Origin of the sequence: Parasphingorhabdus sp., from assembly GCF_039939955.1 — a bacterium.
GTDB lineage: Bacteria > Pseudomonadota > Alphaproteobacteria > Sphingomonadales > Sphingomonadaceae > Parasphingorhabdus.
In genome coordinates this window covers 1-13,972 of sequence record NZ_JBDVHS010000003.1, presented here as the reverse complement: position 1 = coordinate 13,972, position 13,972 = coordinate 1, and the positions used below count along the sequence as shown (strand labels likewise).

General features: G+C 53.8%; 10 protein-coding genes, 1 tRNA gene and 2 rRNA genes. 8 read left to right on the top strand and 5 right to left on the bottom strand.

Features of this window, described 5'->3' with window-relative positions:
• Positions 1-333 precede the first annotated feature (333 nt).
• Positions 334-2,697 (bottom strand): penicillin acylase family protein, encoded by a 2,364-nt coding sequence (locus ABJG22_RS03155; RefSeq protein ID WP_348018797.1) that lies wholly within the window; start codon positions 2,695-2,697, stop codon positions 334-336.
• Positions 2,698-2,899: 202 nt separating this feature from the next.
• Between ABJG22_RS03155 and ABJG22_RS03150 the strand changes: the two genes are divergently transcribed.
• The 7 genes from ABJG22_RS03150 (at position 2,900) to ABJG22_RS03120 (ending at position 11,351) form a co-directional block, all read left to right on the top strand.
• On the top strand, positions 2,900-4,225 hold the full coding sequence (locus ABJG22_RS03150; RefSeq protein ID WP_348018796.1) for an MFS transporter: 1,326 nt from the start codon (positions 2,900-2,902) through the stop codon (positions 4,223-4,225).
• Between the two features lie 4 nt (positions 4,226-4,229).
• On the top strand, positions 4,230-5,135 hold the full coding sequence (locus tag ABJG22_RS03145; protein WP_348018795.1) for a VOC family protein: 906 nt from the start codon (positions 4,230-4,232) through the stop codon (positions 5,133-5,135).
• Between the two features lie 23 nt (positions 5,136-5,158).
• On the top strand, positions 5,159-6,358 hold the full coding sequence (locus tag ABJG22_RS03140; protein ID WP_348018794.1) for a M20 aminoacylase family protein: 1,200 nt from the start codon (positions 5,159-5,161) through the stop codon (positions 6,356-6,358).
• Positions 6,359-6,478: 120 nt separating this feature from the next.
• A complete protein-coding gene (locus tag ABJG22_RS03135) occupies positions 6,479-8,587 on the top strand; it encodes a hypothetical protein (RefSeq protein WP_348018793.1) in 2,109 nt (702 codons plus the stop codon).
• A gap of 14 nt (positions 8,588-8,601) precedes the next feature.
• Positions 8,602-9,330 carry a creatininase family protein gene (locus tag ABJG22_RS03130; RefSeq protein WP_348018792.1) on the top strand — a complete coding sequence of 243 codons (729 nt, stop codon included), beginning with the start codon at positions 8,602-8,604 and terminating at the stop codon, positions 9,328-9,330.
• A 4-nt stretch (positions 9,331-9,334) separates the two neighbouring features.
• Complete coding sequence (locus ABJG22_RS03125; RefSeq protein WP_348018791.1) at positions 9,335-10,459, top strand: hypothetical protein; 1,125 nt, start codon at positions 9,335-9,337, stop codon at positions 10,457-10,459.
• 40 nt (positions 10,460-10,499) lie between these two features.
• Positions 10,500-11,351, top strand: coding sequence for an alpha/beta hydrolase (locus ABJG22_RS03120; RefSeq protein WP_348018790.1), 852 nt, complete (start codon positions 10,500-10,502; stop codon positions 11,349-11,351).
• Positions 11,352-11,365: 14 nt separating this feature from the next.
• Here the strand turns inward: ABJG22_RS03120 and ABJG22_RS03115 are convergent, their stop codons facing one another.
• Complete coding sequence (locus ABJG22_RS03115) at positions 11,366-12,199, bottom strand: aspartate/glutamate racemase family protein (protein ID WP_348018789.1); 834 nt, start codon at positions 12,197-12,199, stop codon at positions 11,366-11,368.
• Positions 12,200-12,295: 96 nt separating this feature from the next.
• Between ABJG22_RS03115 and ABJG22_RS03110 the strand changes: the two genes are divergently transcribed.
• Positions 12,296-12,940 (top strand): FMN-binding negative transcriptional regulator, encoded by a 645-nt coding sequence (locus ABJG22_RS03110; protein WP_348018788.1) that lies wholly within the window; start codon positions 12,296-12,298, stop codon positions 12,938-12,940.
• A 150-nt stretch (positions 12,941-13,090) separates the two neighbouring features.
• Here the strand turns inward: ABJG22_RS03110 and ABJG22_RS03105 are convergent.
• From ABJG22_RS03105 to ABJG22_RS03095, 3 genes are all read right to left on the bottom strand, one after another.
• Positions 13,091-13,167, bottom strand: a tRNA-Met gene (locus ABJG22_RS03105).
• Between the two features lie 133 nt (positions 13,168-13,300).
• Positions 13,301-13,415, bottom strand: a 5S ribosomal RNA gene (gene rrf, locus ABJG22_RS03100).
• Between the two features lie 173 nt (positions 13,416-13,588).
• A 23S ribosomal RNA gene (locus ABJG22_RS03095) occupies positions 13,589-13,972 on the bottom strand; the annotation flags it as partial.

Below are 13,972 nucleotides of genomic sequence, written 5' to 3'. Positions count from 1 at the left end.
GACCGATGTCGGTATTCCAGCAAGGCCTGCTACAATCCAGGGCCTCGATCACAAAAATCGACTGATCATCGATCCTCGTCAGACCAGATACGCGTCTCGACCTTTCCGGACACTGCAACGTGACCAGATATTTCGCCCCAAACTCGATAATCGGTGTTTTGCCGACCGCTATGCCACACCGATATGGCATCCGCGGACCTTTAGGGTAAGGGCCAATCAATGCGATTGTAAGCCGTTCCCTTGGATTGGGCGCTACAATGGCGGACCAATCCAAGGAAAAGGTAATGCCGGCCAATACGGATGTCCGTGTAAGGCCTGCAGCAATTCGAGACCTTAATCAGATAATTTAGTTGCTCGTTGATCCTGGTCCGACAAGACACGTATCTCGACCGTTTCCGCTTCTACAGCATCTCGGTCAAACGGAAAACGCCATAACGACTGGTCAGAGTAGCGATCAATTTGGTCGAAATAATGGGGTGATGCCGGATCGCTGGACTGGCCGTGGGCAAGCACAACATCAGCCTGCACGCCCGCGTCATCCCAACGCACAAATTGAAGATAAGCTGTTCCGGCTGCGATCTGGGCATAACCATCACTGGTAAGGCCAACACCGCCCAAGGAATTGAGGACACCTGCATCAACATTGCCGCCATGCAGTGGCACCGCGCCTTCGGACGTGCTCGCATGGCGCAACACCGAGCCCCATGGAGCATCAATCTGCAGCCCCGCCGATTCTATCACCGTGACGGCTTCCTTCAAAGCAGCAACAAGGACTACCGTACCTTGGTCATCAAGCGACAGAGGCGTATACACAAACGGCTGCGCAGGATCATAGGCAGGTCGGATTGAGGGATTGGCGAATATCCGCGACCAGAGTTGTTGAAACAATAAAGTCCCGCGACTGTCCCTATCGTTACGCCGGTCCCAACCCGCGAGAACCACGCAGGCGGATCGCACTTGCTCGTCTCCGTTTGACTTACAAACTTCCAGAATCTGATCGAGCCAAGTCTCCGCCGCGAAGTTGCGGTTGTCCATGACAACAGCGCGCGCTTCGTCAAATGATACCATTTCGTCTGCGACCACCTCCCCGAGCCGGCGCTCGGACATCTCCAACCTCAAGTCCGCTCGTCCAGCGCGGGGATCGCCGAAAAGCACAGAGCGCGGTTCCTGCACTATCCCATATTCGGAATGAAGATAGCTGTTGTTCGTATTCTGAACGATCCCGCGTGAGACAATAGTTGGAAACCCGTCCTCCTCCAATAGGTCCGGCGCTCCGGATTGCGTGCGCAAACCACATGCCGAGCGCGTGCCATCAAGGATATTTGGTGCGCTGACACTACTCAAACGGCAATCTTGCAAGCGCTGATCGGAGACCGCCAGCATGGGACCAGCCTCAATGTACAACACGCCTCCACTGCGATCTCCGGCAACGACATGAGCGCCCAGCCCTCGATTGTCGGCAATGACGTCTCTCGCCTGATCAACATTGTCAGCACGTGAAAGTCCTAGAAACTGATTATACGCCCCAGCCGCGCTTTCGCCAGCGTCCGTCACGGTATACCATCCCTCCGGGCGGCCCGGACCTTCGGGGAGCCGATAGACCGGGGACCCGCCGGCCATTGCAAACTTAAAGGTCTCGGTTTGTACGCTACCATTTTCGTCTGCTACTTCGATATCAATATCGCGAAACGAAATCGGGAAGCGCTCGCCGTCGACAACATAAGTCGGATTTGATCCTTCGCTATCAACCTCCCTTTTTTGCAGAACGTAAAAGCCTACCGTTGATGGCGCCTGAATGCTCCAGGCCATATCTTTGGTGAAGCCGACGACGGGAAGCGGCAGACCCAAAAAACCTGCGCCCGCAACGTCGATTTCGTCAGCGATTGTAAGGTGCATCTGATGCAGTCTCAACCAATGCTTCCCCCAACGAGTATGAGGATTGGCGATAACGAACGCCCCGTCACCTTCAGCGACGACATCGCCGCCATAAGCCCATACGTTGCTGCCGATACCGCTTGGAATCACATCCTGCACAGGGGGCGTCACCGCCGCGACCTGATCGGATTGCGCGCCCCAGACAGACGCTTCCGTGAACGGAGCGACATGAAAAGCGTTCCAAATAACTCCGACTGCCAACGCAGCACGAATAACATCCGATTCCGTAAACTCCGGCTCAAAAGACAAGTTGCATGATTGCCCGACATTTCCTTCCGAGTTTTCGGTCACGAAACGATTGAGTCCGGCGGCATATCCCCTTGCTAATTCGCGAGCGTCAGAGTTCAATTGCGCAGCTGCGCGATCCGTCACAGCCTGCGATAATTGCAACCGGTAGAATAGGTCCGCATTGATATTGGTGGTTGGTAGAAATCCGACGGTAGCCATCCCGTCCCGGCCGAAATGTCGTGATCGCTCGCCGCGCAGCGTAATGAGATGGTCGGCAATCAAACAATATTGGTTTTTTGCCGAAGCATATCCATAGCCATAGCCGAGCCCCGCGTAATCCTTCGCCCGTACATGCGGGACGCCATATTCAGTCCAGCGAATTTCAGCCTGCAATGCCGGTTTGGCTGATACGGAAACGGAGCCGACAAAAAGCGCGGACATTAGCGTGCCTGCCATGGCGACGGCCTTCGTCTTTCCGAAACAGCGACGGCGAGCGGCAGAAGATAGGATTTTCGGTGCATTTTTTTTTGACATATTGACTTTTTCCTACGGTGAAGGCCTGTTCGTTGACCATGGGTATAATATCATTTATTAGACAATATATGTGTTAATGGGTTATATTCGATATGGCTAGAGTTATATCGCATATTCGATTCGGTGTTTGGACTAAATTGCCGATGGCCAAAAAAGGGAACGCCGTAATGCTGAAGACAGATTTTTGTAGATTGGGGTTTTAATGGCGCAAGGACAGCAGATAGATATTGCGAAGCGGATCGATGCGCTTCCCCTTGGCCGGTTTCAGATTAGGGTCGTCGCACTATGCTTTCTTATTGCGCTACTTGAAGGATATGACACGCAAGTCATCGCATTCGTGGCGCCAGCGATTGCCGACGAGTGGGGCGTGGAACGCGCAGCATTGGGGCCGGCCTTTTCATCGAGCCTCCTCGGCTTGATGGTTGGAGCGATTGTACTAGGAGCCTGCGGCGACCGTTTCGGTCGCAAGACCATCACCATCGCGTCCTTTGCTGCCGTCGGCTTTTTTACGCTGTTAACCGCACGCGCCACGGACATGAATGAGCTTATGTTATATCGCTTCCTGACTGGAATCGGCCTCGGCGGAACGATCCCCAACGCAATCGCATTGGTTTCTGAATATTCACCGAAACGACTGCGTTCGACGATAGTTGCCGTTATTTCAGCGGGTTTCCCTTTGGGTGCTGCATTAGGCGGTATCGCCGCCAGTCCGCTAATCTCGAACATGGGATGGCGGTCTGCGTTCATACTCGGGGGCGCCCTCCCGCTGATGCTGACCATCGTGCTCATCCTGTTCTTACCGGAATCGATCCGCCTGCTGGCAGACCGGAGGACGAACCTGATCAAGGTCGGAAGGTTACTCGCGCGCATCGATCCAACTCATGACATAGATGAGAAAGACGAGTTCATCACAGCGGAAGCGCCAATGCAGCATGGCTCGATCCGTAGCCTTTTCCTAGACCAAAGAGCAATCGGGACGCTGCTCCTGTGGCTGTTGTTCGCTCTCAACCTTATGATGCTGTATCTGATGCTCAACTGGTTGCCGACTATTCTCTCAGACATGGGTTTTAGCTTGCAGAGCGCGATCTATGCGGCGGCGTTGTTCAATGTCGGCGGGATTCTCGCCGGAATCGCCCTCGGCAGGAGCATCGATACCGTGAACCCCTATAGATCGATTGGCATTATGTATCTGTTGGCGGCGGTTTGCACACCGCTATTGGCGTGGAGTGGGAGCATGGTGGCCGCTGTCTTCGTCTTGTCGGCACTTGCCGGAGCGGCCATTCTGGGGCCGCAGCTGGCGATCAATGCGCTGGCAGCGAATTTCTATCCCACCAGCATAAGAAGTGCGGGCGTTGGGGCCGCACTATCGGCAGGAAGGCTGGGCGCAATCGTAGGCCCGATAGCAGGCGGCTTGGTCCTCTCCCTTGGCTGGGCGCCTTCGCATGCCTTCTATTTTCTTGCCATTCCGGCGGTGCTCTGCGTCATATGTATTTACGCGTTGCAATTTTACTCTAGAAGCGAGGACTAATAAGATGCAACCGATCCGCGAATTTGACCACTTGATGTGCGGCGTCCGGGATTTGTCCCAAGTCGGGCGGTCGTATGAACGCCTTGGTTTTACGATCGGGCCCATCACGCCGCTTGAAGGGGTCGGCGTGGCTAACCGCCGTATCCTTCTGACGCCGAACGAACCCGATTGCGCCAACTATATCGAATTCATGCAATTGGGCGGCGCTGGTGGAGAAATCCCTACCTATCTCGAGAAATGGCTGAAAGGCAGCCGAGAAGGGCGGGAGGGCGCGGGTTCCATGATCATGCGGACCGATGATGCGCACATGGCATTTGATCACTTTATGCAGCGGCACGACAAAGACCCGAAACATGGCTTCCGGCCTATCTTGCTGGAGCTGGAGTTTGACCAATTCGGCCCTGAAGATGAAACCTATCGCGTCGCTTTCAGCAATTGCATCATGCCGGATCTTGATCCGCCTCTATTTCTATCAACCTCGCAAATCACCACGCTCGACTTTTATCTCAACGATGTTTGGCGAAAGCATCCCAATGGTGCCCAATCGTGTACTGCAACAGTCGCGATGTCAGACGACCCACTAGCGACCGCGCATGCCTTATATGATATTTGGGGTGGGACTGTTGAGGAATACGGACCTGGCTGCATAGCTGCCGCTCCCGGGCGGATTCCATTGTTCATCTTAGAGCAGTCAGCCTTTATCGAAAAATATGGCGAGCCTGCTCGTGACGGTACACGCCCACTGCCCTTTATTTCCGGCGTGCATCTCACGACATCAAATTTTGAAAACACCCGGATTTATTTTGAGAAAAACGGGATTGAACATTCCATCATTGGCCAGCGCCTGATTCTTCCGCCAAGCGAGTGCCACGGACTGATGATCTGCTTCGAGCCCGCGCTCACCGATTAGGACATTGCGAAGGATAGCGTTAAATGAGAGATGAAGTTTCCCCGGCTCAGTTTTTTGCCGACAATTCGGAGGCGCATGTCGCCGTTAGGCGGGATCTGCACCGTCATCCCGAAACAGCGTTCGAAGAAGAACGGACCGCTGGCGTCGTCGCCCAGCAGCTTGAATCGTTTGGACTGGAAGTACATCGCGGCTTGGCCCGCACAGGTGTCGTTGGCGTATTGACAGCGGGCCAGTCAGACCGGGCGATCGGTCTGCGGGCAGATATGGACGCACTGCCGATTCAAGAACGGAACAGCTTTGACCATTGCTCCGCAGTTGATGGAAAGATGCATGCCTGCGGCCATGACGGACATACTGCCATGCTGTTGGCTGCGGCGCAGTATCTCTCCGAACACACGGGATTCGATGGAACAATCTACTTCATCTTCCAGCCAGCCGAAGAAAATGAGGGTGGCGGACGGGTTATGGTCGAAGAAGGTCTGTTCGAAAAATTCCCCATGTCCGGCGTATACGGGATGCACAATATTCCCGGCATTCCGCTCGGCGGTTTTGCGGTAAGAGCGGGAGCAATGATGGCAGGCTATGACCGTTTCGATATAACGATTTCAGGGGTAGGCGGGCATGCAGCGATGCCCGACCAGACAGTGGACCCGGTTCTTATCGCAGCACAGCTCGTTACTGCGCTGCAATCCGTTGTCTCAAGAAACATCGATCCGATGCAGTCAGCAGTATTATCCGTTACCCGCATTGAATCTGGAGACACATATAACGTCATACCGGAAACGGCGACCCTCGCCGGCACGGTTCGCTATTTCGATCTGGCTGACCAACAGTTGATCGAAACACGTATTCATACGCTTTGCACGGATATCGCCAAGGCCTTTGGGGGTACAGCCGAAGTGAATTATAGATATGGCTACCCACCGACCATCAACAGTAATGAAGAAACCGACCTATGCCTGAGCGTCTTGCGAGACACATTTGGCGATGCCGCCGTCGACGCAAATCCCACACCATTAATGGCAGGCGAAGATTTCGCGTTCATGCTTCAGGAAAGGCCGGGTTGCTATATCTGGGCAGGCAATGGCGCGGAAGGCCCGCATGCCTGCATGGTCCACAATCCCGCATATGATTTTAATGACGACCTGATTCCACTCGGCGCCCGATATTGGGTCTCGCTGGCCCGTGCCGCCTTACCAAATAAGGCAGCCCCGCCCAGCTAGCAATCAGCTACTATAATATATTGTATTAGCATATATTTTGTCTTATGCGTAATATTATGAGTAACACCGATCTTGCATATGAAAAGTCGCACTCCCGGTCAGTAGCCAAAGAGCCAGAGGATGTCTGATCGGGGGCTGGCCGAGCTTGCTCGCAAAACGATCCGCAAAATGGCAAGCGCCCATTATGGGATATTGCGCACATCAATGTCGCTGCGCGGCCAATCCGAAATCACACCCGGCTATGCCTCCCGCCTAGCGACCCTCGATTCAGCCATTCTACGCCTATCTCGGGGGAAATGGCTATATGGGAGATCGACCGGCGAACTCGCAGATTTCGCTACCAGAACCAGTTCTGAGAACGATCTCGCCAAAGCATCGGACAGCTTCGACGAGGCCAACGCGATTGCGCGAGCAATGATGAACGACGACACGATTCATGGCGTCGATGACCGCTATTCACTGACCAAGCGGAATGGTCTGATTTGGTTCGATGACACACCGATCGTTCCAAGCATCTGCCCTATAGTCATATTGTCGGGATCATCTTTCGATATGGGCCGTCAATATGCGCATCAGTGCATTGATATTTTCGGCCCCTTCGTTTTTGAAACCGCGGCTGGGAAATCCTTCAGCGCGCTGGATAGGGATCACCTACAGGCATGGATCGAGCAGGCATCACGTCTTACACCCGAAATTCTTCAAATGGCGGAAGGGATGGCGGCTGGCGCGACCCGGCAGGGGGTCGCCCTTGATGCCGATCATGCTTTTGCTCTTTGGGTGGGGACTCTCGCGCCAGCAACCGAACCGGCGCCGATTGGCGTTCTTGACGCAGACGGAGGCGGCGTCATGGGCGCTTATTTTGGCGATCACCAGATCGACAGTAATTCAGCTGATATCGGTGAAGGCATGTGCAGCGCAGCGGCGGCTTGGGGTCAGGCCACCCGAACCGGTGAACTCTGCTTTTCTTCTTCGACCGATCACGACTGCACCTTTCAAGCCACTATCATCGCCTATCCGGACGAGGGACATCCGTTCATCTACACCCCGTTTTCGGTTAATGGCTCAGTGCCCGGCGTCGGCCGGTTCGGTTTCGCCGGACATCCCGGTTTCAATACGGCAGGCCTAGCCTACGTCCATCACGGCGGAGGAGGCGCGTGCACTGAAAATCATTCGGAATGGGGACATGGCGTTCCCCGAGGGATTTCGACACTCCATAATCTTCGTTTCGCAAGCTCCGCAAAAGATGCGATTGATCGCGAGGTGGTTTTGCCGACGGGCGATGTTGGGCACGTGCTCGGCGCACCCGGAGGTTTTTATGCTGATGATAAGGGCGGTTATGTGCTGGAATCGCGGAATCGCCCCGAGGCAGCCATCCGAACTCACTCCGAAAGCCCGTCCGGCGCGGTTCATGACTTTCTGTACGCGACAAACAACGTAATTTCCCAGCATATAGATTCGGACGTTTTCCCGCCTGGCCCAAATACACGATGGGACGCCATTCAGGGTTGGGAGTATATGGGTGCCAACGCCGAGGCTGATGGCGTGGGCCTCTTGACCAGACGATTCTGGTCCACATCCTCGGTATCTCGGAACAGATATTTCTATGATCGATTGATCGAGAAAAATGGCCAGCTCGATCTGGCCGCGATGCTTGACCTCTTCCGCAGGGGACCAGATAGAGGCAACGTTACATGGCCGGAAGCCGAACAGGCTATGGCGAATGGCGGGGATCTTCACAGGCCATCCGCAGCACACAGGCTCAATGCCTTCGTAGCAGCTGGTGAACCGTCGAGGCGATCTTACATGGCAGCGATCGGACCAATCACGCACCGTTCTGTTTCGCCAAATCGGCCCGGACACGGATATTTCCTGTATGACGAAACAAACGCGTACTGGCAGGTCGAACTAGCCGACACGATCGGGGGACTTGTGAAGCAGGCCCGCGACGATGCAGCCAATCTCATCACCTCGGCGGAAAAGGCACTCGGCGAGTGTAATCTACCCAAGGACGGGGAAGACAGGCTTCGAGGCTTTCTGCTGGACGCAAAACATTCCTTTAGCACGCCGATCCCCGCGCTCACTGCCGAGAAGGCGAAAGATGATGAACTGGCAGCGACCGCTCGCGCGCTTCGCGGGTTCACCCGCGCACAAGTTCGCGCTCGCCAAATTCTTCAGGCGCTCGCCCCTCCCGAGGAGTGGGATCACTGTCTGGCACGCACCGAAACTTAACGAGAGGAATTCCGATGCAATTCGCTGACATGAACTGGAAGCAGATGGAAACATATCTGGCGCGTGACGACAGATGCATCCTGCCGCTTGGCTGTGTCGAGCAACACGCTTCACTTTCACTTTGCGTTGATGCGATCCTAGCTGAACGCATGGCAATCGAAACTGCAAAACCACTGGGCATACCCGTTTGCCCAGTGCTCGCTTATTCTGCAACGCCGTCGCATGCAGCATTTCCGGGCACGATATCGATCCGCCTCGAAACTTTCCTTGGCGTCGTAAGAGACATACTCACTTCGCTGATGAACGGGGGGTTCAGGAGAGTGCTGATCGTCAACGGACATGGCGGCAACAGCCCCGCGAAGGTTGTTGCGCAGGAGGTTCTCTCCGCATTTCCAACCCATTCCATAATTTTTCACAACTGGTGGCAAGCCGAACGGACGATGGAGAAAGCGCTGGAAATAGGGATCAACCCAAACCATGCTAACTGGTTCGAGAATTTTCCCTGGACGCGTATCGAAGAACAAATTCCATCGACCAAACCAGCGATCGACGAAATGCATCTCGAAGCGTCATCACCGGTTGAGGCCCGCGCATTGCTCGGGAACGGAAGCTATGGCGGGCTGTCCCAAACAGCCGACGAAGATATGCTCGAAATGTGGCTCACCGCTATATCGGAAACCCGCGAAATCCTCGAGAACGGGTGGCCGGCATACTCCCGGAACCACACGGAAAATAGGGGATAAATCCTTGCGACGGATCTTCCGCATTTATTTCGTCCCTGGCCTCGTGCTGCAATCCGTCGTGATCGGCGGGGGCTACGGAACGGGACGAGAGATCGTGGAGTTTCTTCTATCCCAAGGAGCGGTGGGCGGACTTTTGGGTTTGCTTGTCGCCACTATCGTATGGAGCACCACTCTCGCAGTCAGCTTCGAATTGGCGCGAATATCAGGGGCCTACGACTATAAGACATTCATAAAGCAACTGCTTGGACCTGCATGGTTCGTCTTCGAACTTGTATTCCTTGTGGGTCTGTTGCTGGTCCTATCGGTAGTCGGGGCTGCATCGGGCGAACTTGTCCATAGTATGACCGGCGCGCCCAACATCGTTGGGATCATAGTCGCAATGATTGCTATCAGTTTCATTGTGTTCAAAGGCAGCGATTTCATCACCAAACTGTTCGCGATTTGGGCCATTTTTATCTATATTGGTTATGCGGCACTAATTATCTTTACACTCAGCTACTTCTCAGATGACGCGTTAAGCCATTTCGGGCATGCGAAAGACACAGGAAATTGGGCGTTCAACGGCGCGAAATATGCCGCCTTGAATGTCGGCATTGTTCCCGCAATCCTGTTCAGTGTTCGTCACCTCAGGACCCGACGGGAAACGCTGATAGCAGGCGCGCTATCCGGGCCAATCATCATGGCACCGGCACTGTTGCTCTTTCTGTCATTGCTGAGCCTGTACCCGGGCATCCTATCCGAGGCGATCCCGACCAACGCCCTTTTGGCGGCGATAGATATTCCCTTTTTCACGATATTCTTTCAGATTCTTTTGCTGGGAACGATTATCGATACTGGCGCAGCCTTCGTACATGGTTTCAACGAACGGCTTGCTCAGTCCATTAAGAACCAAAATCGACCCTTTACTGCCTTACACCGTGCAGGCTTAGGACTTATAATTTTTGCGATTTCCGCATTCATAGCTGAACGGATCGGTCTGATCTCTCTGGTTTCGCATGGCTATGGTGCATTCACCCTCATTTCAATTGCGGTGTTTCTTGTGCCGGTGCTCACTTGGGGAATTTGGCAAGTCATAAGAGCTGAACGCGACCAGCAAGCCCAACAATCTATCGCGGCCCCCAAAGGATAAGCTGATGCACAAAGCCCCACCCGCATGCGAGCCCGGCGATTTGAGCCCGCTCGCTTTCGAGACGCCACCCAGGAAGCGGCGGTTCCGCTCGAGCGATAATCGTAACCTGATCGCCCTCGACAACGAGGTGGAAACTCACAGAACATTCATTCTTGTTCACGGTCTTTTTCAGAACAGCGAGGTCTGGTGCAACCAGTTTAACGGCCAGCTAGGAATATCTGCAAGGTTGATCGCGCCTGATCTCAGGGGACATGGCGCGTCGGCGAAGCCGGACTCAATACATGCCTATGAAGATGGCAGACTCTGGGCCGATGATCTGCATAACCTTATCACTGCAACTGGAGCCCAAAATCCGGTGCTCGTCGGCTGGTCTTTCGGAGCCCGGGTAATCATGGATTATCTTCGTCACTATGGTGACGCTTCGGTTGCTGGTCTTGTCTTTCTCGGCGGTTATCTGCTGGAAGACCCTGCCAATCTGGGTGCGGAATTGCTTAATTCCTTTCCCAAAATGCTGGATGAAAATGTCGAATTGCGCGGCGAAGGAGATGCGGCCTTTGTCAACGCAATGTTCGCGGAACCACCGAAGCCACCGCTGCTGGACGCTCTCAAATCGGTTTGTGGAAACATACCATATATCGTGCGGCGGAATATGGTTGGACGCATTCTCGACTACGAAGATGTTATGGCTGGTCTCCGCAAGCCGGTTCTATTGCTCCACGGAGAGGAAGATGCCCTTATGCTGCCCTCAATGAGCCAGAACGTCAGTACAATTATTCCTCATGCCGAGCTTAAGCTTATTTCCGGTTGCGGGCACGCACTCTTCATCGAGGACGCAGAGCGCTTCGATCAGCATTTGCAGAGCTTCGTAGCCGGTCTTGAAACTGGCTACTAGATCGGAGGCCTAAATCACTTACGCTCGGCGCCCCGTCTGAAAAGAGCACCCGTCCCATTTTGCGGGGTTAGCTGGCCAAGATGCATAGCATGCCACGCTAGCGCATGGGTACTCGTCGTAATCGGTATGCCCAATTCATCTTCTAGCTCATTGATGATATCGATCGCCCGTAAACTCGTGCACGACATGAATATTGCGTCGCAAGGCCGGGCTTCGGCGATACGTTTTATCGCATCCCTGACCGACGCAAGGTCAATTTTCGCGACAATATTGTCGTCGGCCTCGCAGAACGAACCCATCGAAACAACTTCGTGCCCCGCCGTTTCAAATCGCCCTCTGATCACTTCATTCAACTCTGGAATATAAGGGGTCAGTAATCCGACCTTCCCTGCACCGAGATATTTCATAGCTTCAAGACCCGCTGTTATCGGGTCAGTCACGGCGCAATTCGGTCGTACCTGCCGGATTTTCTCACTTACAACATCCTCACCGATTATGAATGCAGCCGATGTACAACCGAAGGCAACCACATCCATCTCTACTCCCGGCGGCAACATTTCGACGGCAGACAAAATTTCATTTTCCATCTTGCGCAACGTCGCGGGCGTGACGTCCGGTACACTCCGGATGCGCGTGCAATACACCCCGATGCCTGGCTCCATCGTCAGCCGATTAAATTCGTGCTCAATCGTCTGGTCATATTCAAGAGCGATTAGCGCAATGTTCGCCCGGCTGCCCACACCTTCGTCTGTTTGGAAATCAAAATTGCCGAGATCAACGCCATCCGTCACTATATTACCTCCTGAGATATCCATCTTGCCTCGAAACTCGATACGGAGATCACTCACAAATCGGGTCCCGGCTCATCCGCTGATACCGCCGATATCCCTGACTGGCTATCTTTTTATTAGCTAATTGCGAATTATTTACGTATTAGATAATATATGAATTTTGGCGGAGGACAAATGGTTCATAGAAAAATGCCCGGCGCGATCGGTGAAAATTTGGTGCGACTGGTCAAAGAAGAGCCGCTTGCCTGGCTCACATCGCCGTCTCCTGCACACTCCACCTTATTGCCGATGATACCGGTCTTCGGGGATGGCGGAGACCTTGTTGCTATCGAAGGGCATATGGCGCGCAGCAACCCGCACATCAATGCAATCGAAAGCGAAAAAAATGGAGTTATTCTCTACAAAGGTCCGGACGCCTACATCCCCACCGCGTGGCTTGCCAACAAGTCTCTTGCACCGACCTGGATGTTTGCTTCCGCCACTTTCCATGTGAATATCCAGTTGATGCCGGACGCCGAAGATACCAAGGCCCATCTGTCACGCCTCGTCGCGTGCATGGAAAAACGTAATGGAACTGCTTGGAAAATAGAGCAAATGGGCGACCGTTTTGAAATGCTGTCGAATCTCGTCATCGGCTTCCGGGCCGAAATCCTGCGCACCGAGGAACGCTTCAAACTGGGTCAGAATGAAGACTTAGCGGTCCTAGAGGAAATGATCGAAGGACTGGAAGAAACGGGCCAAGAAGCCTTGGCCGTCTGGGTGAAGCAAGCCAATTCGCAAGCTCTGAATAGCCCCTAATTTTCTGGACTGTTTCGGTTTTCATTTTGTGCTGCCGTTCGAACTCCGCGGATGACAGGGCAGTCATTACTAAGGCCCACAATCAGACAAAAAATTGTGCCAAATCCAAAAATAAAGGGGCTAGTCTTTCGACTAACCCCTTTATTTGTTTGGTTGCGGGAGTAGGATTTGAACCTACGACCTTCAGGTTATGAGCCTGACGAGCTACCGGACTGCTCCATCCCGCGCCAACACACCAGATCGTCATTTCAACCGATCTGGAAATCAAAAAAGCGGCCGGCCCATATTTGGGACAGGCCGCTTTTGAAAAAGTGAATGGGTTATTTCCTCGTGACTACATCTCCATGCGCCTGCTGCAATGCCTGGCGACGTCCTACTCTTCCATGCCTTAAGACAAAGTACCATCGGCGCAACCTGGTTTCACGGCCGAGTTCGAGATGGGATCGGGTGGGGCACAGGCGCTATGGCCACCAAGCAATGAAGCAAGCGCATAAGCTGTAATCACGGGTCTTTTAATCGATGTGGTAAGATCATGCTCGGAATAACGCCCAAGCGGGTGAAATCCGTGCATGTTGACCATGGGCCGAGCTTAATTGTCCGTTCATCGACAAAAATGCTTTCCAACATTGTTGTTGATGGCGGGATTCTACAAGCGCGAATTGAGTAATTAGGACTGGTTAGCTTCACAGGTTACCCTGCTTCCACACCCAGCCTATCAACGTGGTGGTCTTCCACGACTCTATGATAACTTATCTCGAGGGAGGCTTCCCGCTTAGATGCTTTCAGCGGTTATCCCGTCCATACATAGCTACCCAGCAGCACGCCTGGCGGCATGACTGGTACACCAGAGGTATGTTCAACCCGGTCCTCTCGTACTAGGGTCAACTCCTCTCAATTATCGACGCCCACGGCAGATAGGGACCAAACTGTCTCGCGACGTTCTGAACCCAGCTCACGTACCACTTTAATTGGCGAACAGCCAAACCCTTGGGACCTGCTCCAGCCCCAGGATGTGATGAGCCGACATCGAGG